At 67.6% G+C, this 25,006-nt stretch carries 23 protein-coding genes; 18 read left to right on the top strand and 5 right to left on the bottom strand.

Annotation, left to right across the window (positions count from 1 at the left end; genetic code table 11):
* Positions 1-34: 34 nt before the first annotated feature.
* The 11 genes from thrC (at position 35) to MPARV_RS0111715 (ending at position 10,991) form a co-directional block, all read left to right on the top strand.
* Positions 35-1,423 carry a threonine synthase gene (thrC, locus tag MPARV_RS0111765; protein WP_012222531.1) on the top strand — a complete coding sequence of 463 codons (1,389 nt, stop codon included), beginning with the start codon at positions 35-37 and terminating at the stop codon, positions 1,421-1,423.
* Positions 1,413-2,618, top strand: a complete 1,206-nt coding sequence (locus MPARV_RS0111760; protein WP_012222534.1) for a cofactor-independent phosphoglycerate mutase — start codon at positions 1,413-1,415, stop codon at positions 2,616-2,618. Before thrC ends, MPARV_RS0111760 begins: the two co-directional genes overlap by 11 nt.
* A complete protein-coding gene (locus MPARV_RS0111755; protein ID WP_012222536.1) occupies positions 2,615-3,163 on the top strand; it encodes a hypothetical protein in 549 nt (182 codons plus the stop codon). Before MPARV_RS0111760 ends, MPARV_RS0111755 begins: the two co-directional genes overlap by 4 nt.
* Positions 3,164-3,401: 238 nt before the next feature.
* Positions 3,402-5,192 (top strand): transcription termination factor Rho, encoded by a 1,791-nt coding sequence (gene rho / locus MPARV_RS0111750; RefSeq protein ID WP_020378378.1) that lies wholly within the window; start codon positions 3,402-3,404, stop codon positions 5,190-5,192.
* Positions 5,193-5,346: 154 nt separating this feature from the next.
* A complete protein-coding gene (locus MPARV_RS0111745; protein WP_012222540.1) occupies positions 5,347-5,631 on the top strand; it encodes a type B 50S ribosomal protein L31 in 285 nt (94 codons plus the stop codon).
* A gap of 39 nt (positions 5,632-5,670) precedes the next feature.
* Positions 5,671-6,837, top strand: a complete 1,167-nt coding sequence (locus MPARV_RS0111740; protein WP_020378377.1) for a hypothetical protein — start codon at positions 5,671-5,673, stop codon at positions 6,835-6,837.
* A 9-nt stretch (positions 6,838-6,846) separates the two neighbouring features.
* The gene (prfA, locus tag MPARV_RS0111735; RefSeq protein ID WP_012222542.1) at positions 6,847-7,917 is read left to right on the top strand and encodes a peptide chain release factor 1; all 1,071 of its coding nucleotides are present in this window, start codon (positions 6,847-6,849) and stop codon (positions 7,915-7,917) included.
* Positions 7,914-8,879 (top strand): peptide chain release factor N(5)-glutamine methyltransferase, encoded by a 966-nt coding sequence (gene prmC, locus MPARV_RS0111730; protein WP_020378376.1) that lies wholly within the window; start codon positions 7,914-7,916, stop codon positions 8,877-8,879. Before prfA ends, prmC begins: the two co-directional genes overlap by 4 nt.
* 7 nt (positions 8,880-8,886) lie before the next feature.
* Positions 8,887-9,558: an L-threonylcarbamoyladenylate synthase gene (locus MPARV_RS0111725; RefSeq protein ID WP_020378375.1), complete on the top strand. Its 672-nt coding sequence runs from the start codon at positions 8,887-8,889 to the stop codon at positions 9,556-9,558.
* Between the two features lie 55 nt (positions 9,559-9,613).
* Positions 9,614-10,048, top strand: coding sequence for a Crp/Fnr family transcriptional regulator (locus MPARV_RS21280; RefSeq protein ID WP_012222553.1), 435 nt, complete (start codon positions 9,614-9,616; stop codon positions 10,046-10,048).
* A 43-nt stretch (positions 10,049-10,091) separates the two neighbouring features.
* Positions 10,092-10,991: a metal-dependent hydrolase gene (locus tag MPARV_RS0111715; protein ID WP_051011997.1), complete on the top strand. Its 900-nt coding sequence runs from the start codon at positions 10,092-10,094 to the stop codon at positions 10,989-10,991.
* Between the two features lie 83 nt (positions 10,992-11,074).
* On the opposite strand, the gene MPARV_RS0111710 is transcribed toward MPARV_RS0111715, so the two are convergent.
* The gene (locus MPARV_RS0111710; RefSeq protein ID WP_031278371.1) at positions 11,075-12,592 is read right to left on the bottom strand and encodes a hypothetical protein; all 1,518 of its coding nucleotides are present in this window, start codon (positions 12,590-12,592) and stop codon (positions 11,075-11,077) included.
* Between the two features lie 150 nt (positions 12,593-12,742).
* Between MPARV_RS0111710 and rpiB the strand changes: the two genes are divergently transcribed.
* From rpiB to MPARV_RS0111695, 3 genes are all read left to right on the top strand, one after another.
* Entirely contained in the window at positions 12,743-13,180 is a 438-nt protein-coding gene (gene rpiB, locus MPARV_RS0111705; protein WP_012222566.1) for a ribose 5-phosphate isomerase B, read from the top strand.
* Between the two features lie 103 nt (positions 13,181-13,283).
* Positions 13,284-14,537: a serine hydroxymethyltransferase gene (locus MPARV_RS0111700; protein ID WP_031278369.1), complete on the top strand. Its 1,254-nt coding sequence runs from the start codon at positions 13,284-13,286 to the stop codon at positions 14,535-14,537.
* A 47-nt stretch (positions 14,538-14,584) separates the two neighbouring features.
* A complete protein-coding gene (locus tag MPARV_RS0111695) occupies positions 14,585-15,796 on the top strand; it encodes a glycosyltransferase family 4 protein (protein ID WP_020378371.1) in 1,212 nt (403 codons plus the stop codon).
* Between the two features lie 20 nt (positions 15,797-15,816).
* On the opposite strand, the gene MPARV_RS0111690 is transcribed toward MPARV_RS0111695, so the two are convergent.
* From MPARV_RS0111690 to MPARV_RS0111680, 4 genes are read right to left on the bottom strand one after another with little or no spacing between them, the layout of a single operon-like run.
* A complete protein-coding gene (locus tag MPARV_RS0111690; protein ID WP_157789576.1) occupies positions 15,817-16,845 on the bottom strand; it encodes an alpha/beta hydrolase in 1,029 nt (342 codons plus the stop codon).
* 4 nt (positions 16,846-16,849) lie between these two features.
* The gene (locus MPARV_RS25375) at positions 16,850-17,005 is read right to left on the bottom strand and encodes a hypothetical protein (protein WP_012222575.1); all 156 of its coding nucleotides are present in this window, start codon (positions 17,003-17,005) and stop codon (positions 16,850-16,852) included.
* A complete protein-coding gene (locus tag MPARV_RS21275; protein WP_202948829.1) occupies positions 17,005-17,589 on the bottom strand; it encodes an alpha/beta hydrolase fold domain-containing protein in 585 nt (194 codons plus the stop codon). Before MPARV_RS21275 ends, MPARV_RS25375 begins: the two co-directional genes overlap by 1 nt.
* A 13-nt stretch (positions 17,590-17,602) precedes the next feature.
* Positions 17,603-19,318: an N-acyl-D-amino-acid deacylase family protein gene (locus MPARV_RS0111680; protein ID WP_012222581.1), complete on the bottom strand. Its 1,716-nt coding sequence runs from the start codon at positions 19,316-19,318 to the stop codon at positions 17,603-17,605.
* A gap of 210 nt (positions 19,319-19,528) precedes the next feature.
* Here MPARV_RS0111680 and MPARV_RS0111675 point away from each other — a divergent pair, with 210 nt between their 5' ends.
* From MPARV_RS0111675 to MPARV_RS0111660, 4 genes are all read left to right on the top strand, one after another.
* Positions 19,529-20,989 carry an ABC transporter substrate-binding protein gene (locus tag MPARV_RS0111675; RefSeq protein WP_020378369.1) on the top strand — a complete coding sequence of 487 codons (1,461 nt, stop codon included), beginning with the start codon at positions 19,529-19,531 and terminating at the stop codon, positions 20,987-20,989.
* A gap of 69 nt (positions 20,990-21,058) precedes the next feature.
* Positions 21,059-23,527, top strand: coding sequence for a branched-chain amino acid ABC transporter permease (locus tag MPARV_RS0111670; protein WP_012222585.1), 2,469 nt, complete (start codon positions 21,059-21,061; stop codon positions 23,525-23,527).
* Positions 23,524-24,240 carry an ABC transporter ATP-binding protein gene (locus tag MPARV_RS0111665; protein ID WP_020378368.1) on the top strand — a complete coding sequence of 239 codons (717 nt, stop codon included), beginning with the start codon at positions 23,524-23,526 and terminating at the stop codon, positions 24,238-24,240. The genes MPARV_RS0111670 and MPARV_RS0111665 overlap by 4 nt, the downstream gene beginning before the upstream one ends.
* Positions 24,237-24,992, top strand: a complete 756-nt coding sequence (locus tag MPARV_RS0111660) for an ABC transporter ATP-binding protein (RefSeq protein ID WP_020378367.1) — start codon at positions 24,237-24,239, stop codon at positions 24,990-24,992. The genes MPARV_RS0111665 and MPARV_RS0111660 overlap by 4 nt, the downstream gene beginning before the upstream one ends.
* Positions 24,993-25,006 lie beyond the last annotated feature (14 nt).

Raw genomic sequence — 25,006 nt, 5'->3', positions numbered from 1 at the left:
CGGTTCCCCGGCTTCCGACAGGAGTGACACAGCCATGAGATACGTATCGACCCGTGGCGGCGGCGAGCCGCAGGGGTTCTTTGACGTGCTGTTGGGCGGCCTGGCGCCGGACGGGGGGCTCTACCTCCCCGACACGTGGCCGCAACTGCCGCCGTTGGACGAGCTGCGCGGACGTCCCTATGCCGAGGTGGCGGCAGAGGTGATGTGGCCCTTTGTGCGTGAAGACGTCGAGCGGCCCGAGTTTGACCGGTTGGTGGCCGACACCTACGCGGTGTTCGATCATCCCGACGTGTGTCCAGTGCGTGACCTGGGCGATGGGTTGTACCTCACCGAGCTGTACCGGGGTCCAACGCTGGCGTTCAAGGATGTTGCCCTGCAGTTGGTGGGACGGCTCTTCGAGGTGGCGCTGCGGCGCCGCGGCCGGCGGCTGACCGTGCTGGGGGCCACGTCGGGCGACACCGGTTCGGCGGCGATGGAGGGGTGCCGCACCACCGAGTTGGTCGAGGTGTTCATACTTTTTCCCGATGGCCGCGTGTCAGAGGTGCAGCGACGCCAGATGACCACCTTGGGTGAGCCTCGCCTGCACCCGGTGGCGGTCGACGGCGACTTCGACGATTGTCAACGGCTGGTGAAGGCGGCGTTCGCCGACGAGGCGTTCCGTGCCGAGGTCAACCTCGGAGCGGTCAACTCGATCAACTGGGCGCGGGTGATGGCTCAGATCGTGTATTACGTCAGCTCGCATCTGGCCGTCTCGCCCGACGGCTCGCCGGTGAGTTTCGCCGTGCCCACCGGCAACTTCGGCAATGTCTTTGCAGGCTGGGCGGCCCGTTCCATGGGCTTGCCGATCGACAAGCTGGTGGTCGCATCCAACCGAAACGACGTCCTGGTGCGGTTCCTTGACACCGGGGCCATGGAGTCCGCCGAGGTGCTGGCGACCACCAGCCCCTCGATGGACGTCGGTGTGTCGTCCAACTTCGAGCGCCTGCTCTTTGAGACCGGCGGTCGAAACGGGGCGCTGTGCGCCGAGATGATGGTCACCTTCTCCGACCGCGGCACCTACCGGGTGAGCCCTGCGGTGCACCGCAGCATCACCGACCGGTTCGATGGGGTTCGGGTGGACGAAGACGATGTGGCCGCCACCATCGCCGCCTGGCACGGTCGCGGTGTCGAACTCGACCCTCACTCTGCGATCGGCCTCTATGCGGGTGAGCGCCGGCGTAAGCCGGGGGTGCCCATGGTGGCGCTGGCCACCGCCCATCCGGCCAAGTTTCCCGATGCCGTCGAGGCCGCCACGGGAGTCCGGCCACAACTGCCCGAGCGGCTGGCGGACCTGTTGGATCGACCCGAACGCTTCGATTCGGTCGGCGCCGGGTTGGCCCAGGTGCAGGACCTGATGCGACGCCACGCCGCCGATGGGAGATGATGGGCTGATGAAGTATGTGGTGTGTGTTCCCGACGGTTGTAGCGATCATCCCGTGCCTGAACTGGACGGGCTGACCCCGTTGCAGGCGGCCCACACCCCCAATTTGGATGCGCTGGCCGCCCGCGGCCGTGTGGGACGGGCGGCGGTGATCCCAGAGGGCATGCCCCCGGGGAGCGATGTTGGCAATATGTCGCTGCTTGGTTATGACCCACGCAGGTTCCACACCGGCCGGGCGCCCATCGAGGCCGCCGCGCTGGGCATGCGGCTGGCAGCGGGCCAGATTGCCTTTCGGGCAAACCTGGTCACGCTGAACGAGGCCGCCGACGAAATGGTGGACTTCGCCGGTGGCCACCCCGACTCCGACGTGGCGGCAAAGGCCATGGCGGCGCTCGACGAACGCATTGGTGCCATGGTCGGCGGTGCCGGGAACGTGTCGTTCCACCCCGGAGTGCAGTACCGCCACATCATGTGCGCCGCCGCCGACTGGCTGAACGCCGAATGCGTGCCACCTCATGACCTGTCGGGCAAGGCGCTGGTGTGGCCCACCGGGCCGGGTTCCGCCGAGCTGCGGGCGATCATGGAGGCGTCGGCCGAGGTGCTGGCCGATTTTGACGACCTGGCGGCCACGCACGTGTGGCTGTGGGGGCAGGGAACCCAACCGGTGTTGGAGAACTTCACCGAGCGCTGGGGTGTGAGCGCCGGCATGGTGACCGCAGTCGACCTGGTGCGCGGGTTGGGGGTGCTGTCGGGCATGGACGTGGTGGAGGTACCGGGTGCCACCGGCTGGTACGACACCGACTACGAAGGCAAGCGGGATGCCGCACTCGCTGCGTTGGCCGCCGGAACCGATCTGTTCGTCATTCACGTTGAGGCGACCGACGAGGCCGGTCACGCGGGCGATGTGGCCGCCAAGGTGGAGGCGCTCGAGAACTGGGACCGTCGCATCCTGGCCGACCTGGTGGTCGGGCTGGACGCACAGGGGCCGTGGCGGCTGCTGTTGTCGCCCGATCATCCGACGCCGGTGGCGCTGAAGACCCACACCACCGAGCCCGTGCCGTATCTGCTGGTGGACTCGGCGGTCGATGGCCCGGGCGGCGTCTACAGCGAGGCGGGCGTGGCCGACGAGCCGATCATCCCCGGGCACCAACTGATGGCCGACCTGCTGGAGGCCCCAACCCCCGAGGTGCCGGCGTGAGTTCGAGGCGCGACGACACCCCCGACCTGTCGGGCGCGAAGCCTGATGACCAGGATGACCTGGACCATCAATCTGAGCTGGATGACCGCTCTGAGGTGCCCACCGCAACCCAAGGAGCGTTGGACGAGGCCTCCGGCCGGTTCGCCTCCACCGACGACGACAGCGAACTTCGCGGTCCCGATGCGATCGACCTCGACTTCGATGACCCCGACTGGGAGCCCGACTTCGCCGACGATGCCGACAGTCACGAGGCACCGGCGTTGCCCAGCAGGTCGCGCAAGGGTGCCGTGTCGGTGGCGTTTCTCAATGTCGGAATGGTGCTCGAAGAGATCGTCTACGGCCGCGACAACTCCAAGCCTCCTGCGGTCCAGGAGGCACGCGAGGGCGACGACGATGGGCCCATCCGCGTGCACCTCGACCCTGAAGAACCCAAGAAGTCGTGGGTGTCCCTTCACCCGGAGGCAGAAACCTCCCAGACGCCGGAGGGAAGCTCGCAGTCTGAGCGCGACGCCGGCGGGATGTCGGGCGACGAGGACGACGGCTGAACAAGTGGTTGCGGTTGGATGCCGCAAGAATTGTCGTCCGGGTTGGGTGCGTCGATAACATGCCATTTGCTGAGCCGAAGGTGAGCGACGACCGACTCCCTGCGGAGCCAGGTGGTTTCACCATGGCGTGCGCTTCCATCGACGGCCAGCCGAAACCGAATGCGTCGCCCCTTCCGGGTGCTCGCCGCATCGACATGCCGTTGACGGCATCGATGCCCAACCAAGAGGATCTCCCCACATGGCGGACGAGTCGATCGACCTGGAACGCACCAAGCTCGAAGGCAAGGACCGGACCCAACTGGTCACCATCGCCACGGCGCTGGGCACGAAGCCACCCGCTCGTGCCAAGAAGGCCGACATCGTCGACTTGATCCTCAAGTTGGCAGGCGTCGACGAGGCCGCCGCTGAGGAGCCGGCTGATGGCGACGATGATGCTCAGGCCACGTCTCCAAAAGCCGCTGCCACAAAGACCGCTGCCACAAAGACCGCTGCCCCAAAGACCGCTGCCACAAAGACCGCGTCCGACGACGCCGAGTCGACCGATGCCGGCGGGAACAGCGGTCGCTCCGGTTCGCAGAGCGGCCGACAGGGCGCTTCCGGGCGTCGGGGCGGCGAGGGACAGGGCAACGATGGTGCCGCCGGTCGGCAGCGCGCCGTAGGGAGCAAGGATACCAAGCGCCAGGTTGACCATCGACACGACGGTGACGACCAGGACGATGCCGGTGCCGGCGGCTCCAAGCAGGACGACTCCGGGCAGGACGCCTCCGGCCAGGACGGCCCCAACCAGGACGGCCCCAACCAGGACGACTCCGGCCTGGACGAGTTGGACGACGACGGCAACCGACGTCGGCGCGGCCGTCGTCGCGGTCGCAACCGTGACGAGGATGATGGCCAGTGGGAGGGCGAGCCGGTTGAGGTGGCGGGCTTTCTTGACCTGCGTGACGAGGGCTACGGCTTCCTCCGGGTCAAGGGCTACCTGCCCTCCAGGGAGGACGTGTACATCTCGGCCAAGATGGTGCGCCAAAACGGGCTTCGCAAGGGCGACCATGTCACCGGCGCCTATCGACCGGCCGGTGGTCGCGAGAAGAACCCGGCGCTGCTTCGGGTGGACAAGGTGATGGATCTCAGCCCCGAGCAGGCCCGGCAGCGGCCCCGGTTTGACGATCTCACCCCGGTGTATCCCCACGAACGCGTGGCCTTGGCCACCGCAGATCGCCCCGACGATGTCACGGCCCGTGCCATCGACCTGCTGGCGCCCATCGGGTTGGGTCAGCGCGGGCTCATCGTGGCTCCGGCGCGATCGGGGGCGACCACGGTGCTGGCCAACCTGGCCCGGGCCATTGAGGCCGCCACCCCCGACGCTCACGTGATGATCCTGCTGGTGGACGAGCGACCCGAGGAGATCACCGGCCTGGGTGAGCTGACCAACGGTGAGGTCATCGCCTCCAGCTTCGAACGCCCCCCGGAGGAGCACACCCACGTGCTGGAACTGACCCTCGAACGGGCCAAGCGTCTGGTGGAGTTGGGCAACGACGTGGTGATCCTGGTCGACGGCATCACCCGCCTGGTTCGTGCCTATTCGGCGGTTGGGCAGCCCTCGGGTCGCACGCTGCCGGGTGGCATCGACGCTGCGGCGCTGTTCCCACCGAAGCGGTTTTTGGGTGCGGCGCGAAGCCTGTCCGGGGATGGCTCGCTGACGATCCTGGCCACGCTGCGCTCCGACACCGCCGCCGCGGCCGACGAGTTGGTGTGGGCGGAGTTTGCGGGTACCGCGAACATGGAGGTGCACCTCGATCGACGGGCCGCCGACTGGCAGGTGTTCCCCGCGCTTGACCTGGATCACACCTCCACCCGTCACCTCGACGAGTTGGTGGGTGCCGATGAGGCCGACCGGATGCGGAGCCTGCGACGTCACCTGGCCTCCCTCAACGAGGACGGATCGTCGTTGGCGGGTCTGGAATGGTTGGTGGAGCAGATCCGTGCAACGCCGGACAACGATGCGCTCCTGAAGGCCACGCCGACCACCTGACGGCGCCGCTCCAAGTCGCAAACCGGGCTTCGGGCCGCTAGCGTCTTCCGGTCGCCTTCCTCCCGGTCGGCCCCACCGATCGTTACCTCAACGCTCTGCACTCCCAGAACACGCTGCCGGTTGGCACCGTGCCCCACATGAGTAGGACCTCGTTATGCGCCCAGACATTCACCCCGAGTACCGCCAGGTCGTCTTTCACGACAACTCCTCCGGCGAGCAGTGGTTGACCAAGTCCACCATCTCCACCACCGAGACGGTGACCTTCTCCGATGGCAACGAGTATCCGCTGGCCAAGGTGGAGATCTCGTCGTATTCGCACCCCTTCTTCACCGGTCAGATGAAGATCGTTGACACCGCCGGGCGCGTCGAGCGCTTCGAGCGCCGGTACGGCCGTCGCAAGCGCAGCGGCGATGCGGCTGCCACCGACGACTCGAAGTAGCAGCACCCTCCGCCGGTGGGCATCGGTGTGGGGCAGTAAATGAGTGACCACGGCCGGCTGCGCGTCGCAAAGCTGCGCACCATCTGCGAGCGATCCCTGGGCTTCGGCCAGGCCAACGTCGATGCTGAGAGCCCACTGGTCGATGGCGCCGCGCGGGCGGCGGGCGCCCACGTGGCCGTCCTTGTCGGTCGGCCGACCAGACGCAGCCTTGGCCCGGCACTCATGTGGGCGGCCAAGGAAACAGCATCGAGCGATCATGGCGGGGCCGGCCTGTCCCGGCTCGACCTGGTGCTCGATCCGAGCCTCCCGGTCGGCAGTTCGGCTCAGGCCGAACGGGATCACGCCGATTCGTCCGACTACGCCGCCTTGCCGGCCGGCGCCGCAGAGAACGCCGACCACACGGTCTTCGGTCTGCCGCCGGACGATCATCGGGAGGTGGGCGGCCACCTGGCACGCATCGGCCGACTGTTCGTTCCCGACGTTCGGGTGTGGCTGGTCGACGGTGCCGAGGTGGTCGAGGTCGACGCTGTGGCGCCACCCGCGATGGTGCCGTCGCCGTGGGACCAGGCGCCCGACCTGGTGGAACTGCTGTCCGACGCCGGGTTGGAGCTCGCCGGCGAGCCCGGCACGATTCTGGGCGAGGTGGCCGGGTTGGAGGTGGCTCGCATCACCATGGTGGATGGACGGGCCCACCTGGACATCGGCGTCGGTCGTTTCGATCAGGAACTGTCAGCTGTGGCCCAATCGGACCTGCCGCGTCGCCAGGCGTTGCAGCGAGCCGCCGATCTGGTGCGGCTTACCCGCACTCCGGACAATGGCGCCCATCCCATGACCCGCCTGGCACGGGAGCGGTGGTTGCGGGCCGAACTGATCGCTCGGCCAGGGCTGGTTGGTGCATCGGCGCTGAACGCGGAGCCGGGCCTGTGGTTGCGTGACGGGCTGCGCAGCGTGGCCCCTGCCGCAGCGTCGGGCACCGATCAGCAAGGTTCGCCCCTCGTGGTGGTCTGCTCGGCCGGTGTGGACACCGACCTGGTGCCGGCTGCGCTCGAGCTGGCCGAGGCCATCGACCCGGATGCCCGGCTGGTGCTGGCGCTGCCCGGCGCCGATGTGTTGGTCGGGACGGAGCGGGTGGCGGCGTTGGCCCGCCGACCGCCACGTATCGTCGGCCTGACCCCCCCGTGGGGGTCGTTCACAACGCGCCGGTAGTCTCCGGGGGTGTCGCAGCTCAACACCGAACGTCTCGAGACCATGGAGCGGGAGTTCGCCGACGTTGGGCTGCGCCTGGCGGACCCGGCGATCTATGAAGACCGGGAGCGTCAGGTGGCCATGGCCAGGCGCCACTCCGAGCTGGAGCCGATCGTGGCGTCGATCGAAGCCTGGCGAGCTGCCCAGGGCGAGTTGGACGCGGCGCGCGAGCTGATCGCCGAGGACGGTTCCGACCCCGAGCTGGCAGAGCTGGCGCGCGAGGCCACCGCGGCGGTGACCGCCGCCGAGGAGCATCTGCGGGCGCAGCTGATGCCCAAGGACCCGGATGCCGGCCGTCCGGTGCTGCTCGAAGTGCGGGGCGCCGAGGGTGGCGAGGAGGCCAACCTGTTTGCGCGGGAACTGCTGGACATGTATCGCACCTGGGCGGGGGGTCACGGGTGGCGGTTCGAGGTGCTCAGCGCAGACTCGTCCGACATGGGCGGACTGACCGGTGCGATGGTGCGCGTCAGCGGTCCGGACGCATGGAGCCGCCTCAAGTTTGAGGCCGGGCCCCATCGGGTGCAACGCGTGCCGGTGACCGAGGCGCAGGGCCGGGTGCACACCTCCTCTGCGGTGGTGACGGCGCTGGTGGAGGCCGACGCCGTCGAGGTGCACCTCGATCCGACCGAGCTTCGGGTGGACACCTACCGGGCGTCCGGCGCGGGAGGCCAGCACGTGAACAAGACCGAGTCGGCGGTGCGGATCACCCACGAGCCCACCGGGTTGGTGGTCGCCATGCAGGACGAGAAGAGCCAGACCCAAAACCGTGAGCGGGCCATGGTGGTGCTGCGCAGCCGACTGCTGGCGCTGCGCCGGGCCGAGCAGGCGGCGGAGACCGCCGGCGCCAAGCGGGCCCAAGGTGGCGGCGGCGGGCGCTCGGAGAAGATCCGCACCTACAACTACAAGGAGAACCGGGTCACCGACCACCGCATCGGCCTCACCTTGTACTCACTGGACAGGGTGCTTGCCGGCGAACTCGATGTGGTGTCCGATGAATTGTTGTCAGATGAACGGGCACGGTTGCTGACGGAAGCGACATGACCCAATCCGAGGTCGAGGGACCGTCCGGAGCACCGACCCCTGAGGTGGTGGGTGTCGAAGGTCCGGAGGGCGACACGACGTCGCTGGGTGAACTGCTCGCCCAGACCGGGCAGCGCCTGGCGTCGGCCGGTCTTGGCAACGCCGCCAACGAGGCCGCGTGGATGCTGGAGGAGGTGAGCGGCCTGGATCGCGCCGAGTTGGCCTTGGCTCATCGGGATCCGGTGACGGTTCGCCAGGTGGCCCGCCTGGACGCCATGGTGGCTCGACGATCGTCTGGGGAGCCGCTTCAGTACGTGCTTGGCCGGTGGTCGTTTCGTCGGCTCGACCTGGCCACCGATGCCCGGGCGTTGATTCCTCGCCCGGAGACCGAGATGGTGGTGGAGGTTGCGCTGGCGCATCTTGACCGGATCGTGGCGGACGGGGTGCGAGCGCCCTTGGTCGTCGACCTGGGAACCGGCACCGGTGCCATCGCCCTGTCCCTGGTCGCCGAACGGCCCGGGGTCCGTGTGGTCGCCACCGATGCTTCCGATGATGCGCTGAGCGTGGCACGGGCCAACCTGGCCGGTGTCGGCTCACCGGCGCGCCGGGTGCGGGTGGCGGCCGGAAGTTGGTGGGACGCGTTGGAGCCCGATCTGGCGGGCACGATCGACCTGGTTGTATCCAACCCGCCCTACGTTCCCGATGCGGCGCCACTGCCCCGGGTGGTGGAGGGCTGGGAGCCGACCGAGGCGTTGCGCGCCGGGGCCGATGGGCTCAACGACCTTCGGGTGATCATCGGCGGCGCCCCGACCTGGCTTCGGTCGGGTGGCGTCCTGGTGGTGGAGATGGGCGACACCCAGGGGGAGGAGGTCAGCGGCTTGGCCCGCCGGGCAGGCCTCGTCGATGTTGCGCTGCATGATGACCTCACCGGCCGACCCCGGGCCCTGTCCGCCAGTAACCAGAGCGCCGTGCGGGTACCGTGATGCACCCATGGCTCGTCTGATTCGCCTTCGTCCGGGTGCCGGTGCGATCGACGGCCGGGCCGTCGATGCCCTGGTCGAGGCGGTGGACTCCGGGCAGGTGGTGCTCATGCCCACCGACACCGTCTACGGCTTGGCGGCGACGGCGTCGAGGGCCGGCATCGAGTCGCTGGCCAGGGTCAAGGGGCGCGACGCCGGTAAGCCGGTGGCGGTGCTGGTTGCGACACCCGGGCAGGGGCTGGCGCTGTTTGACCAGCCTCAACAGGGCCTGGTGCGGGTTGCCAAAGCCGGTTGGCCCGGGCCCCTCACCCTGGTGGCCGAAGCAGGTGCCGGCGCCCCAACGGGCATGAGTTCCAACGGCACCATCGGGGTGCGGTGTCCCGACCACGAACTGGTGCGACGGTTGACCGAGCGCGTCGGCCCCATCGCGGTGACCTCGGCGAACCCCGCCGGTGGTGAGCCGCTTTGCGATCTTCGCAACTGGGGCGAACTGACCAAGGTGTGGCCCGAGGCTCGATCGATCGACTGCCTGGTCGACGGCGGGCCGCTCCCCGGAACGGCATCCACCGTGGTGGATGGGTCAGCCGAGCCGTCGGGCATGCCGCGCCTGCTTCGGGCGGGGCCCATCGAGTTTGATCGGATTGTGAGTTGGTGGCTTCAGGTGCCGGAGGACACACCCTGAACTAGGATGCGACGTGGCCGGGGCGAAGCGCTCGGGATGAGGGGGATGGGCAACGATGAGTTTTTGGAAGAAGCCGGCGGAGAGTGCCGGTTACCTGTCGGGAGTGGCGTTCTTTGAGGGTTTCAGCAACGAGGATCTGGCCCGGGTCGCCTCGCTGTCCGGCGAGTTGAAGGTTGGTTCCGGGGCGATGGTGATCGACCAGGGGGACACCGGCGTTGACTGCTACGTGATCATGGAAGGCACCGCCTCGGTGCGCGTTCGCGACGAGGAGGTGGCCACCCTTGGGAGTGGTGACATGGTTGGTGAGATGGCGCTGATCGACCATCGACCTCGCACCGCTTCGGTGGTGGCCACCACCGACATGCACCTCCTCCGGTTCAACTCGCGCCAGTTTCGACAACTGCTGACCGAGATGCCGAAGGCGGAGGAGCGTGTCATGACCATGCTCACCGAGCGGCTGCGGGCCGAGGGCGGCCCATCAAATGAGTGATTGACGAAAAGTCTCAAGTCTGGGTATGATTGGACTTATGGCGATGACCAGATCAACGGAACCAGTCCCCCCATCGACGGAGGCCTCCACCCCCGGACCACGTCTGGTGCCCACTCGTCGGGTCAGCTTCGAAGCGTCGCTGCAGGCGGTGCCCCGCCACTTCGCCGAGGACGGCGACCTGATTTCCAGTCACCTTGTGGCCGCCCTCTCGTCGGTGTTCCCCGAAGGCGAGGACTATTTCGTCCGCTGCGTGCGCCACTTTCGGTCCGAAATCACCGAGCCCGCCTTCAAGCGCCAGGTGGCCGGATTCATCGGCCAGGAGTCGGTGCACGGCCGGGAACACCGAGCGTTCAACGAGCGACTGGCCCAACTGGGATACCCGACGCGGCTGTACGATCGCATTGCCAAGCGGGCGCTGGCCACCCGCTACAAGGTTGCGTCTCCCAAGTCGAACCTCGCGGTCACCGTAGCGCTGGAGCACTTCACCGCAACGCTGGCCGAGCATGTGTTGACCTCGGAGGAGACCCGTGACCGGCTTGGCCATCAGGCGGTCCGCGAACTCTTCGTGTGGCATGCGCTTGAAGAGTCGGAGCACAAAGCGGTGGCGTTCGACGTGTACCGCGCGGTCGGTGGCAGCGAACGCATGCGCATCTGGACCATGAAGGCCATCAGGACGTCGTTTGTGGTCTTCATGACCCTGGCGGTACTGGGCTCGTTGGCCGGTGACCGGTCGAGCTACCGGCCGGGCGCGCTCCGCTCAAGCTGGAAGCGCCTGAAAGACTCGCCGATGCTGAGCCGGGACATGTGGGATGCGCTCCGTGAGTACGATCGTCGGGGCTTTCACCCCGATGATCGCGATACCACCGGGTTGGTCGACACCTGGCGCGCCACCCTCTTCGGTGAGGAGGGCACCCTCAACTCCAAGCTGCCCGGCGCCGCCTGAGCAGCGCCGTCCTTGGCGCCGTCACCCCTGCCGCCGTCAGCCCCGCCGCCACCGCCAAGGGCGGCACGCCGATCGGCCGGTCGTCAGCTTGTGAGGCGCAGCACGGCATCATCGACGCGGACCGATCTGCCCACGCCTTCGGCGGCCATCAATTCATCCATCGTGTCGGCATCGTCGCTGAACGCCCAGGCCCTGGCCCCGTCGGCCAGGCGAACGGCCGCGTGTGCCCGCTCGGGCAGATTTCCACGATCATGCATGACCGTGTAGGCCTCGATGCTCGCCGGCCCGCTTGGGTGCAGCACCACCGGCACCGCAGCGTCGGACGCGTCGACCTCCGCCTGGGGCGATTCCCAACGAAAGCCGTTCCGAGGCGGCTCGGTTGCCAGCACACAAAAGCTGTGCTTGTGCACGATGCCACCGTTTGCGGTCACCAGCGCCGTGCCGGTACCCAGGTCCCGCAACGCGTCCACCGTGGCGGCCAAGGCATGTGAGACCGGGTTGTTCCAGGGGCCACCGGCGAAGCACAGGCCGCCCCAGGTGGTGAGCGCCCGGTGGGTATCGATGCCCAACGCGTTGGCGGCCAGTTGCACCGCGGAAGGAAAGCAGGAATAGAGGTCGATGAAGTCGAGGTCGTTCGGGGTCAGACCCGCCAATTGCAGCGCCCGGCCCCCGGCGATTCTCATTGCCGGTGAGTCGGCAAACGACGCCCGTTCCGACGCCAGGCGATCGACCGCATCGGTTCCGGAGTGGAGGAAGATCCAGCGGTCGGTGGGTACGCCTGCTGCTGCGGCGGCCTGAGCCGAGGCCACCACAACCGATGCACCCATGTCCACGCGGGCGTTTGACACCAGGTGCTTGGTGTAGGGCCAGCCGACCCAACGGTTGCTCGCGCTGGGCGTGATCAACTCGGCTGCTGTGTAGGGGGTGCGGTCCCAGGCATGGGGGTTACAGGCGGCAACGCCTGCGAAACCGGCCCACAGTTCGCCAACGTCGGCCTGGTGGTCATCGATGCAGCGGCCCGAAGCTGCCCGGAGCGCGGTCTCGAACAACGGATACATCTGGGTGGGCATGTAGAGCCGGTGGGCGGCTTCGGCGGGATGCGCCATCTCCAGTTCGGTTGGTCCCACCATCTGATCGGGTGCAACATCGTCGCCCTGGGTGCCCCAGTCGGGCTGAGCACCGGTGGCCCGGTGGGCCGCCCTCGCCCGCCCGGCCTCGCCTCCGGTGATCGCCGCAACATCGAGCGCTCCGGTTGCGATTGCCCGGGCGGCGGCGCCCAGCAGATAGTTGGGGGAGTGACCGCCCATGGCGCAGGTCGCCGTGATGGCGCCGTCGGCACCGATGGAGTCGGCCACCTCCCGGGCCGCATCGTTGTAGCGCCAGGTCAGCGCCGGCACCGCGCCGATCCAGCCCAGCGAGCGACCGAGCGCGTCGGGTGAATCGGAGCCGCTGTCGGTGAGGGCGAGGCGAAGCGACTCGGTCATCAGCGCGGCGGGTGACAGTTCGGGGTCAGCCCGATCGGTGCGTTGCAGATGCTGCCCGACTCCGATGAGCACCGGAGTCCTGGGATCGACGCCGGCGGGAAGTGGCTGCGTTGGCATGGCCGTAGCGTGTCGCAGCGGCAGGCGTGCTGACAACTGGCCGGATGTGAACACGGAACGCGTTGCCCGTCATCCTGACGGGGCCGGGGCAATCGGCGTCGAGAGTGCTTCCGCTCGCCCGCATGGGCCCGATGCCCGTACGATGGGGCTATGCGCATTGCCGTGGGGGCCGATCACGCCGGATTCGAACTGAAGCAGGGACTGGCCGAGTTTCTTCGCGGCCTGGGCCATGAGGTGACCGACGTGGGCACCTACTCCGAGGAGCGCTGCGATTACCCCGACTTTGGCGCCGCCATCGGCAAGGCGATTTCGTCCGGTGATTCCGATCTCGGGGTCGGTGTCTGCGGTTCTGGAATCGGCATCGCGATGGCCGCCAACAAGATTCCCGGTGTGCGTGCCGCAACCGTGCACGATGTGACCTCGGCCCGTCTCGCGCGGGAACACAACGACGCCAACGTGTTCTGCGTGGGCAGTCGCTTCGTGGGTCACCAGGTGGCGATCGAGGCCCTGGAGGCCTTTCTTGCCGCCAGGTTCCAGGGGGGGCGCCACGCTCCCCGAGTGGCCAAGCTTGACGACCTCCTCGGCTGACCCGGCGGCGGCCCCACCCAAGCCGCACTCGTCGCGTCGATCGAACCCCTCGAATTTCCTCATCGATCCAAACCCCCCCCAGATCAACAAGGAGTACCCCAACGTGGGATGGCCCCAGAGCCCGGATACCGAGATCAACGACCTGCTGGATGCCGAATTGGAGCGCCAGCAACGGGGGCTGCAACTGATCGCCTCGGAGAACTTCGCCTCGCCGGCGGTCATGGCCGCCACCGGCACGGTGCTGACCAACAAGTACTCGGAGGGCTACCCCCACAAGCGCTACTACGGCGGCAACGCGGTGGTGGACGACATCGAGGACATCGCACGCAACCGGGTGTGCGCGCTCTTCGGCGCCGATCACGCCAACGTGCAGCCGCACTCGGGCGCCAACGCCAACGTGGCCGTGTACCTGGCGCTGTTGGACGCGGGCGACACGGTGTTGGGCATGAGCCTTGACCACGGTGGCCACCTCACGCACGGCAGCCCGGTGAACCTGTCGGGACGGTTTTACAACTTCGTCGGATACGGGCTGACCGAATCAGACGAGCGCATCGACTATGAGGCGGTTCGGGCCCTGGCCCATGAACACCAGCCAAAGATGATCGTGGCCGGGGCGACCGCCTATCCACGCCAGATCGATCCCAAGATCTTCCGAGAGATCGCCGATGAGGTGGGCGCGCTGTTCATGTTCGACGCGGCTCATATCGCAGGGCTGATCGCCGGCGGCGTGCATCCCAACCCGGTGCCCGAAGCCGACATCGTCACCTTCACCACGCACAAGACGCTGCGCGGCCCGCGGGGCGGCACCATCCTGTGTCGCGAGGAGCACGCCAAGGCGATCGACAAGGCCATCTTCCCCGGCCTGCAGGGTGGCCCGCTCGAGCACGTGATCGCCGCCAAGGCCGTGGCGTTTCGAGAGGCCGCCGATCCCAGCTTCGCCGACTATGCGGCCGGCATCGTGGCCAACGCCCAGGCGTTGGCCCAGGCGTTGGCCGCCCAGGGTTTCCGCTTGGTTTCGGGGGGCACCGACAACCATCTGCTGCTGGTCGACCTCCGTCCGTTCAATGCCGACCTCACCGGCAAGGTGGCTCAGGCGTCGCTCGACGCGGCGGGCATCACCCTGAACAAGAACACCGTCCCCGACGACCCCCGCTCGCCGTTCGTCACCAGCGGGGTGCGCATCGGCACGCCGGCGGTGACCACCCAGGGCATGGGTCCCGCAGAGATGTCGGAGATCGCCGAGTTGATCGCCGCCGTACTGTCGAAGCCCGACGACGCCGCCGTGCACGCCGAGGTCGCGGAGCGCACCGCCAAGCTGTGCGCACGCTTCCCGGTGTACCCGGACGCTGTTGGGTGATGCTGGTTCCCGGGTGAGTCCGGCTGATCGGGCCGGGGTGAACTGACGTGATCGCCTACGTCGTCATCCTGGCCGTGGCCTTCGGTGCCACCGTCCTCACGGTGCCCCTGGTGCGACGGTTCTGCCTGCGCGTGGGCCTGGTCTACGAACCGAACGAGCGAACCGTTCACACGCGGCCCATGCCGGCCCTGGGTGGTCTGGCGATGTTCGTCGGGTTTGCGGCGGCGTTGGGCGTGGCCGCGCTGCTCGGACGTTTCAAGCCCATGATGTCGGGCACCGAGATGGCCGGCGCGGCGCTGTGTTGCGCGGTGGCGTTCGCCACCGGGCTGACCGACGACGTGCGTCACCTCTCGGCCCCGGCCAAGGTGGCCGGGCTGGTGCTGTCAGGTTCGATCCTCTCGCTGTCGGGGCTCAGCCTGCTGTTCTTCCGGGTGCCGTTCTTCGATCTGCTGGTGTTGTCACCCGACCTGTCGGCGCTGCTCACCGTGATCTGGGTGGTGGGGATGGCCAATGCCATCAACCTGATCGACGGGCTCGATGGTCTGGCCGCCGGTATCACCGCCATTGCTGCGGCGGCCTTTCTGGCCTATTCCCTGGCGCTGTCGCGCAACGGGGTACTCGATCCGTCCAACGTGGGACCGCTGATCGCCGTCATCGTGCTGGGCGTGTGTTTGGGGTTTCTTCCCTACAACGTGCATCCGGCGAAGATCATCATGGGGGACGGCGGCGCACTGTTCCTCGGTGCAGCCATGGCAACCTCCACCATTGCCGTGGGCGGCAACTCCGACGATCCGTTCTCGGGCCAGGCATGGTTCTTCTTTGCGCCGTTGCTGGTGCCGCTCTTCATCCTGGGGGTTCCGATCCTCGACACCGCCTTCTCCATCGTGCGACGCACCGTGGGTCGCAGCGGGGTGTCGGTTGCCGACCGCAAGCATCTGCATCACCGCCTGGTCGATCGTGGGCACGGACATCGTCGGGCGGTGTTCATCCTGTGGGGTTGGACCGCGCTGCTGTCAGGGTTTGTGCTGATCCCGGTGTTCACCGGGCGCGGCGACGGCATCGTGCCCATTGGGATTTTGGCGTTGCTCCTGGCGCTCTTCACCATGCTGGGCCCTTCGGTGACCCTCCACTGGGCCCGCCGTAGGGCCGCAGCCGAATCGACCACCGAGACCCCTGTCGTGTCAATCAAAGACGGTGGGTCCACGTCTGATCAGGCAACGCCGACGCGCACCGACACCCGGGCCGGGGCTCGCCGGTAGCGACAGCTTCAGCCGCTGAATCACCAAGCCAGATCGCCGCGCAGGGCAGCGCCGACGGTGTGGTTGATCTCGTCAGAGGCGGCGACCGATGACCTGGTGATGGCGATGTTGTAGAAGCCGTGGATCTGATCGTCGAAACAGCGGTCGACCACCGGCACCCCGGCCTCCGCCAGCTTTGCCGCATACGCACGGCCCTCATCACGGAGCGGATCGAAGCCGCCGGTGAACACCAGCGCCGGTGCCACACCGGTGACGTCGGCGTAGAGCGGGGAGGCGGCGGGGTCGTGCCAGCGCTCGGAGTCCGGCAGGTACTGCCCGCGAAACCATTCCATCGAGTCCCTGGTCAGGAGGAATCCCTCGGCGAAGGTTTCGATCGACCTCGACGTCATGGTGAAGTCGGTGGCCGGGTAGACCAAGGCCTGCACTGCCGGCGGTCGCAGCCCCTGATCCCTGGCGCCAAGCGCCACCAGCGCCGCCAGGTTGCCACCGGCCGAATCGCCCATCAGCGCAAGCGCATCGCCGTCGACTCCAAGCTCGCCCGACTGTTCGCTCAGCCAGCGGTACGCCGCGAGGCAGTCGTCGATCGCCGCCGGATAGGGGGCTTCGGGCGCCAAGCGGTAATCGACCGACATGACCACGGCCCCGGAGGTGGCCGCGAGTTCCCGGCAGGGGCCGTCGTGGGAGGCGAGGTCGCCGATCACCCAACCGCCACCGTGGAAGAAGCAGATCGCCGGTGGCGTCGTCGTCAGATTGGCGTCCCGGTAGAACCGAACGCGCAGCGGTCCGTCCGGCCCGGGCAGGTCCCGTTCCCATGAGTGAACGCGTTGCGGACCGCGTGGCCCCAGGATCGCCGCCCTCGCCATGTCGCGACGTGAAGATGCAACGTCCCGGTTCTCCAGTGGGGAGACCCGGCCGGCGAGCCGGAGCATGGCCTGCACCTGCGGATCGAGGCGGCGTCCGTCCCGGATGACCTCTTCGCCCCTGCGGGCCGCGATGGCGAGCATGCTTCGAGCCGCTCGGCCGACTGGATGTACGCGTGGGGTGCTCATTGGTTCAGTCTGGCGCACTGTTGCCCGCCAGCGCGGCGGCGATGGTTCGATTGATCTCGTGAGCGGCCAACAGCGTGGGACGTGTGATGCCGATGTTGTAAAAGCCGTGGATGAGATCGTCGAAGCAGCGGTCGACCACCGGCACGCCGGCCCGGGCCATCAGCGCCGCCAGGTTGCCGCCGGCCGAGTCCCCATGATCGCCAGCCGGGTGGCGTCCAGGCCCAGCTCGCCCGAGTGACCGGCCAGCCACGCGTAGGCGGCCACACAATCGTCGATGGCGGCGGGGTAGGGGTGCTCCGGGGCCAGCCGGTAGTCAACCGCCATCACCACGGCGCCGGTGTCCTGCGCCAAAACCCGGCAGGGCGGATCGTGGCTGTCCAGGTCACCAACCGCCCAACCTCCGCCATGGAGGAAACAGATCGCCGGTGCGCCGGGCGCGGTGGTGGCGGCGCGGTGGAAGCGCACCCGGATGGGCCCGGCCGGGCCTGGCAGGTCACGCTCCGAGGTGTGCACGCCTGGCGGCACCGGTGGCCCGACCATGACCGAGCGTCCAATGTCGACCCGTGCCCTCGCAACCTGCCGGTCCTTCGTTGGTGCCACCCGCTCGGCGACGGTCAGCAGGGCTCGCATCTGCGGGTCGAGACGTCGACCGTCGCGAACGATCTCGTCGCCGCTTCGAGCGAGCACGCGGATGAGCGCACCCGCGGCGCGACCAACAGGATGCAACCTCGGGGTGGTGAACATCACCCCGACGCGCTTAGGAGAAGTCGGGCGTGTGGGTGTCGGTACCCGAGCGCAGCAGCGTGCCGGGCACGGCTCCGGTGGGCTCACCGTCGGCCACCACCGTCGTGCCGTTGACCCATACCTCGGCGATGCCCACCGCGTCGGCGAAGAGCCGCTCGGTGCCGCCGGGCAGGTCGGCCCGCATCGTGATCGGGCCCGAGTCGACCGTCGCGGGGTCGAACAGCACCAGGTCGGCGTGGTTGCCCACCTCGATGGTGCCGCGGTCGGTCAGGCCGAAGAGCCTGGCCGGTACCTGGGTCATCATCTGCACGGCCCGTTCGAGGCTGACCAGTTGGCGGCCCCGCAGGCTGTCGCCAAGAAACTTGGATGGATAGTTCGAGCCCAGCATGCGGTCCAGGTGCGCACCGGCGTCGGACCCACCGAGGATGGCGCCACTGCCTTCCCAGACCTGGCGGCGTAGCTCCCAGGAGGCGTCGTCGTCGTCGGTGGGCAGCGGCCAGAGGATGGTTTTGAAGTCGTCGGCGAGCACGATGTCAACCAGAGTGTCGAAGGGCTCCTGGCCCCGCTCGGCGGCGATGTCCTCGACCACGCGGCCCTTCAGGCCCTCGTTGGCCTCCGAGAACGTGTCGCCGATCTCGAAACGGGAGAAGGTGGTGAGGCGGGACAGCGCACCGGTTTCGGAGGCGGCCAGTTGGGCCAGCACGTGGCGCACGCCGCTCTGGCGCAGATACTCCTTCTTCTGTTCCAGCGGCAGGCCCATGATGTGCTTCCAGCCGGGCAGCAGCCACAGGCCGCAGTGGGTGCCGAAGCTCTGGGTCATGCCAGGCAGTGTCGGCATGGTCAGCGCCACCACCGACAGGCCCTCCTCGGCGGCGCGAGCGCCCACCTTCAGTTGGTGGAGGTATTCGTCGGCCTTGCGGGAGTCGACGGTGAGCACGTTCCAGTTCATGGGCCGTTGCCCGGCCCGCACCATCTCGAGGATGTAGTCCTCTTCGTCCTCGGAGTAGCCGTTGAGGCAGCCGTCCATGACGAACTCGAGCGAGGTGCCCTCGAACTCCGAAACGACGCCACACAGCGTCAGCACCTCATCACGGTTGGCGAAGCGGGAGGTGACGGGTACGCCGTCGCCGTCAGAGTGGGTGAACGACAGCGACGTGGAGAAGCCCATGCCGCCCGCCTCGATGGAGGCCCGCAGCAGTGCTGCCATGGCCTCGATCTCGTCCGGAGTGGCCTCACGTTGGCCGTCGGCCCCCACGACGTATCGACGGATGGCCGAGTGGCCCACCAGAAATCCGGCGTTGAGGGCCATCGACCCGTCGAGGCGGTCGAGGAAGTCGCCGAAGCTCTCCCAGCTCCAGTCGAGACCCCGTTCCAGCGCCTCGAGCGGCATGCCCTCCACCTTGGCCATCATGCGGGCCACGTAGTCGCCGTCGCCGGGCTGCAGCGGGGCCAGGGTGAAGCCACAGTTACCGGCGACCACGGAGGTGACGCCGTGCAGGTTGGAGGGTGATGCGGTCGGATCCCAATGCAGCTGCGCGTCGTAGTGGGTGTGGGGGTCGATGAAACCGGGGGCCAGCATCAGGCCGGTGCCGTCCACCTCCCGTTCGCCGGCCTCGGAGACGTCACCGATGGTGGTAATGCGTCCATCGGTGACGGCGACGTCGGCCGTGCGGGCCTTGGCGCCCGTGCCGTCCACCAGTTGGGCTCCTCGAATCACCAGATCTGCCATGGGGAGTCTCCGTTTCCGTATCGTTGAATGCTTGGTCGTGTCGGCCGCGCTGTGGCGCGTCGTGTCGTCGCCGTCAACCGAAACCTGACGGACCGTCAGATTCTGGCATAGTGCCCGCCGCTGCCGGAACGGAAGTTGCAAATCTCGCCGGCTACTGCTGATATATGTGTGGCAGGGGTCACCGGGTTGCGCCGGTCGAGGGAGGAAGCAATGTCACAGGCTCACGAGGCAGCTCAGCGCGGCAGAGTCGCTCATCGCGGCGGAGGTGCGCGCCTGTTGCTCGCCCTTGTGGCGTTGATGCTGGTGGCAGCCGGTTGCGGCGCCAAGGGCGACTCGGTCGCCGAGACGGGCGGAGGCTCAGACGGCGGTACCCAGGTTGCGAACGGGGGCGACTCCGGCGGACAGGCCGACGGTGAGGCCGACTTCGGTACCCTCAAGGCGCCCTGCGGCCCCGGCGAGGGCAAGATCGAGAAGTCCGAGGCCGGCAGCAAGGGCACCGACAAGCTGTACATCGGTGTGAACTCCGACAAGGGCGCCGACATCCGACCCGGCCTGCTGCGCGAGTTCTGGGACTCCTCCAACGCCTACATCGACTGGTGCAATGCCCAGGGTGGCATCGCCGGCCTCCAGATCGAACCGGTCGACCTTGACGGCCAACTGTTCAACGTTGCCCAGTACCTGCCTGCGGCGTGCAACGACGTGTTTGCCATGGTCGGTGGAGGCTCCACCTTCGACAACCTGCAACTGCAGGGCCCCGGCAACCTGAAGGAGTGCGGCCAGCTGGACATGCCCGGCTTCACCGTCACGAAGGAAAAGGCCGAGGCGACCGACACCTACATCGCCGCTGTGCCCAACCCGGCAAACGTGCGTCCGGCAGCGTTCTTTGATTATCTCGCCCAGGAGTATCCGAAAGAGGTTGGTGACCTCGCCAGCGTGTACGGCGACCTGGACACGATTCGGTTCGTCATGGACCAGACCAACGCCGTGCTCACGAAGCTCGGCAAGCCGTTTGGGCTGGGCCAGGAGATCGCCTACGCGGCTCAGGGTCAGGACTTCAAGCTCACCTCCCAGAGCCTCAAGGGTTCCGGCGCCACGATGGGCACCTTCATCGGCGAGCCGTCCAACTTCGGGCTGCTGCTCAGTTCGATGAAAGAGGACGGGCTGAAGATCCCCATGTTCGCCGAGTCAAACAACTACGACCCGCTGTTGTTGGAGAAGGGCTCAAATCCGGCCGGCGAGGTGCTGATCAGGCTTCCCCACGCTCCCTTCGAGGAGGCCGACAAATACCCGGCGATTCAAAAGTTTGAAGAGCTGATGGCCGCCCGCAAGGCCGAGGATCCCCAGACCAAGACCGCGGCGCTGGGCATCCAGTCGATGTCGGCCTGGCTGTTGTTCACCGAGGCGGCCACCGCGTGCGCCGAGCAGGGCGACCACATCATCAGCCACGACTGCATCCGTGAGCAGGTGGGCAAGATCGGAGAGTGGACCGGCGGTGGTCTGCACTCGACGACCAACCCGGGCACGAACGAACCTGCGAAGTGCATCATCTCGATGAAGGTCGACGGCGACAAGTTTGTTCGGGCGTTTCCCGAGTGGGGCAGCAAGGACGCCACCGAGGACGGCTACTACTGCCCGAAGAAGAACGCGGTGGTCACCATCGATGTTGACTGAACCCGCACGGACCCTGGCTGAGCGCGCCTCGGCCCGCTCGGGTGCCTCGCCAACGTCGGCGCACCGCGGGTGATCACCACCATGCTGGCGGCGGCCGGCACCCCGAACCTGTGGAACCAGTTTCTGACCGCGTCCGTCGCCGGGTTGGTCACGGCGGCGCTGTACGCCATTGCCGCCTCTGGCCTGGTCGTCACCTACACCACGTCGGGCGTGTTCAACTTCGCCCATGGCGCGTTCGGCATGATGGCCGCGTTCACCTACTGGCAGTTCACCGAGGGCTGGGGTCTCCCCATCTGGCTGTCGCTGCTGCTGGTGGTGGGCGTGGTCGCTCCCGTCTTCGGGGGCATCGTCGAAAAAGGGTTGATGCGCGGGCTTGAGGGCACCTCGGAGCTGATCAAGCTGGTGGTCACCGTCAGCCTGTTGTTGGCGCTGATCGGCCTGGCGCCGGTGATCTGGGACCCGACGATCGCTCGCTCGGTGCCCGAGTTCTTCCCTGACTCCGACCCGATCACCATCGCCGGGGTGGGCATCAGCATCCACCGCATCATCATCTTCGTCGCAGCGGGGCTGGTGGCCGTCTTTCTGCGTCTGTTCCTGTACAACACCCGCACGGGCATCGCGATGCGGGCCGTGGTGGATGACCGGTCGTTGGCGCAGCTCAACGGTGCTCGACCGGGGTTGACCTCCATGGCCTCCTGGGGGCTTGGCGCGGGACTGGCGGCTTTGGCCGGCGTCCTCGGCGCTCCGATCAGCACCCTGGAAGCGGTCACGCTGACCCTGCTGGTGTTCAACGCCTACGCCGCCCCGGTGATCGGTCGACTCAAGTCGGTACCCCTCACCTTCCTCGGCGCCATCATCCTCGGGCTCGCCCAGAGTTACGTGTCCAGCTTCGTCAAGCCGGGCGACACCAACGTCGTCGAACGGGCGGTCACGAGCTTTCAGATCAACACCGGCTGGACGCTGGCCAACCTCCAGAGCGCCATGCCCGCCATTGTGCTGTTCGTCGTCATGTTGTTCATCCGGCCCGAGCGGTTGCGCAGCCACAGCCTCTCGACCACCCGCGACCAGTTTCGCGTTCCCACCTGGCGGGTGACGCTGATCGGCGCCATCTTGTTCCCCATCGGCACGATCATGCTGACCGTGATCATCCCGGACGTGTTCCAGTTGTCGTTGGCCAGTGGCTACGCACTGGCGTTGGTGGGCCTGTCGTTGGTGCCGTTGGCGGGCTACTCCGGACAGATCTCGCTGGCCCAGATGAGTTTTGCGGGCATCGGGGCCGTGGTGATGGGGAACCTCGGAGTGAACAACCCGATCCTGGGAGTGGTCGTAGCGGTGCTGGTTGCCGCCACCATCGGGGCCCTGGTGTCGCTACCGGCGCTGCGGCTCTCGGGCATCTATCTCGCCCTGCTCACAGCGGCCTTTGCGCTGATGTTGTCCAAACTGGTGCTCAGCCAACAGAAGGTCATGCCTCAGGGCAACCTGGCGGTGCCGCCGTTGGTGAGCTCGTGGAACACCGCCACGGCCCGCATCATCGTGTCGGCCGTGGCGTTCACCTTGGTTGGCATCGCGGTCGTCGCCGTGCGTCGCTCCGGCTTCGGGCGGCGACTGATGGCCATGAAGGACTCCCCTGACGCGTGCGCCACGCTGGGGCTCAACCTGACCCGCACCAACGTGTACGTGTTTGCGCTGTCCTCCGGTATCGCCGGCCTGGCGGGCGCACTGTGGGCCAGCACCGCTCAGGCGGAGCAGTTCACCTTTGAGAACTCGCTCGCGGTCACCATGTTGGCGGTGGTTGGAGGTGTGGGCCTGGTGGGCGGCGCGTTCTTCGGCGGCCTGCTGCTTGGGGCGTTCCAATCGATCCTCGGTCCGATCTTCAATTCCAACGCCCTTGGGTATTTCTCGGTGTTCAGCATCTCGATCGCAAAGCTCACCAGCTTTGCCCCCGGGCTGATGGGCATTAGCCTGGGCCGCAACCCAAGCGGCGCCATGACCGAGGTCGGAGCGGGGTTTCGAGCGGTGGGCGAGCGAACCGAGGCGTTGGTGATCTCGGTGCTCGGCGCAGTGGGCATCTGGGTGCTCACCGCCGTCGGGGTGGTGTCCGGTTGGCAGTTCACCGCTGCGATCGTGGTGTGGGTGTTTGTCGTGGCCCCGTTGACGCCCCTGCTCTTCGACGGTCCGCACCCATCGCAGCGGCTGCCCGTGGCCATCGGGGGCGTCAGCGCCACCGTGGTCGCCCTGCTGGTGCCGGTCGCTTCGATCACGGAGAGCAACGGTTGGCGGGTCATCATGATCGGTGCCTTCGCCGGCGCGGTCGGCGCGGTGCTCACCCGCGTCTACGGGCCGCTCGACGCCGAGGCGGCGGCGCCACAGCCATCGCCCGACCTGGCCGGGGTGAATCGGCCCTTCGACCGCGGTGAGCTCATCGAGGTCGATGCCGCCCTCGGGCTGACCGAGGCCGACCTGGCAACCTACGCAGTCTCTGAAACCAACGGCGCCTCGGCCGTTCCGGCGATGGCCGGAAACGGAGGCGATTCATGAGCCTTTTGGAGGCACGCGGTATCACGGTTCGCTTTGGCGGAAACCTGGCCGTCAGTGACGTGGACCTCACCGTCGAGGCCGGGCAGATCGTGGGCCTCATCGGGCCGAATGGCGCGGGCAAGACCACCACCTTCAACGCGCTGACCGGCATGCTCACCCCCACGGCGGGCACGGTGATGCTGGAGGGCAGAAACGTCACCGGGTGGCCCACCTTCCGGCGGGCGCAAGAGGGCCTGGCCCGCACGTTCCAGCGCCTGGAGGTGTTCACGTCGCTGACCGTTCGTGAGAACATTCAGATGGCCGCCGAGCTGAAATCCCGCGATACCGCCGAGCACGTGGACCACATCCTGGAGCAGGTGGGCCTGACCGCTATCGCCGATGACTCGGCCAGCGCGATCTCCACCGGCATGGCCCGGCTTTTGGAGGTTGGTCGGGCGCTGGCAACCCGACCCAAGGTGTTGTTGTTGGACGAGCCTGCGTCGGGCCAGGACGAATCCGAAACGGAACGGTTCGGTGAATTCCTGGAGGAGCTGGCGGCGGATGGCCTGGCCATCCTCATGGTGGAACATGACGTGCCCCTGGTGATGCGGGTGTGTCAACGGATCGTGGTGCTGGACTTTGGTCAGGTGATCGCCAGGGGTACCCCCGCCGAGATTCAGGCCAACGAGGCGGTGTTGGACGCCTACCTCGGCTCCGCTGCCGGGGGGATGTGATCGTGGCCGGTTCGTCGACGACCTCAGCTCCGCCCGATCCGGTGATCGCAGTGGAGCCCATCCTTGAGTTGCAGGGCATTCGGGCGGCCTACGGCTCCATCGAGGTGTTGCACGGGGTGGATCTGGCCGTGATGCCGGGTGAGGTGTATGCGCTGCTGGGTCCCAACGGCGCCGGCAAGACCACCACGCTCAACATCCTCTCCGGGCTGATGAAGCCCACCGCCGGCAAGGTGCTGGTGGCGGGCCGTGACGTCACCGGAACGAAGGCCGAGGATCTGGCCCGAGCCGGCATGGCGATGATCCCCGAGGGTCGGGGCATCTTCCCAAACCTCACCGTGCGCGAGAACCTGCGCATGGCAACGTTCACCGGCAAGAAGTTGGCCGATCTGGAAGCTGCGGCCTACGGGCGCTTCAGTCGTCTGGCCGAGCGCCGCAGCCAGGTGGCCGGCACCATGTCGGGCGGCGAGCAGCAGATGTTGGCGATGGCCCGAGGGCTGGCGACCGACCCGGCAGTGCTGATCCTCGACGAGCTGTCGATGGGCTTGGCGCCGCTGATCGTCGAGGAGTTGTACGGCGTCGTTGCACACATCGCGGCGGACGGCGTGTCGATCGTGGTGGTGGAACAGTTCGCCAGGACGGTCCTCGGTGTGTCCGACCGGGCGGCCATCATGGTTCACGGAAAAATTCGCGCCGTGGGAGACCCGACGGCGATCGAGGCGGAATTGTCCAGTGCCTACCTTGGTGGGCAGTGATCAAAATCAGGAGA

It is taken from the genome of Candidatus Microthrix parvicella Bio17-1 (assembly GCF_000299415.1).
Taxonomy (GTDB): Bacteria; Actinomycetota; Acidimicrobiia; order Acidimicrobiales; family Microtrichaceae; genus Microthrix; species Microthrix parvicella.
Note: the sequence above shows the minus strand (reverse complement) of the source record. Positions and strands in the feature narration are given on the sequence as shown.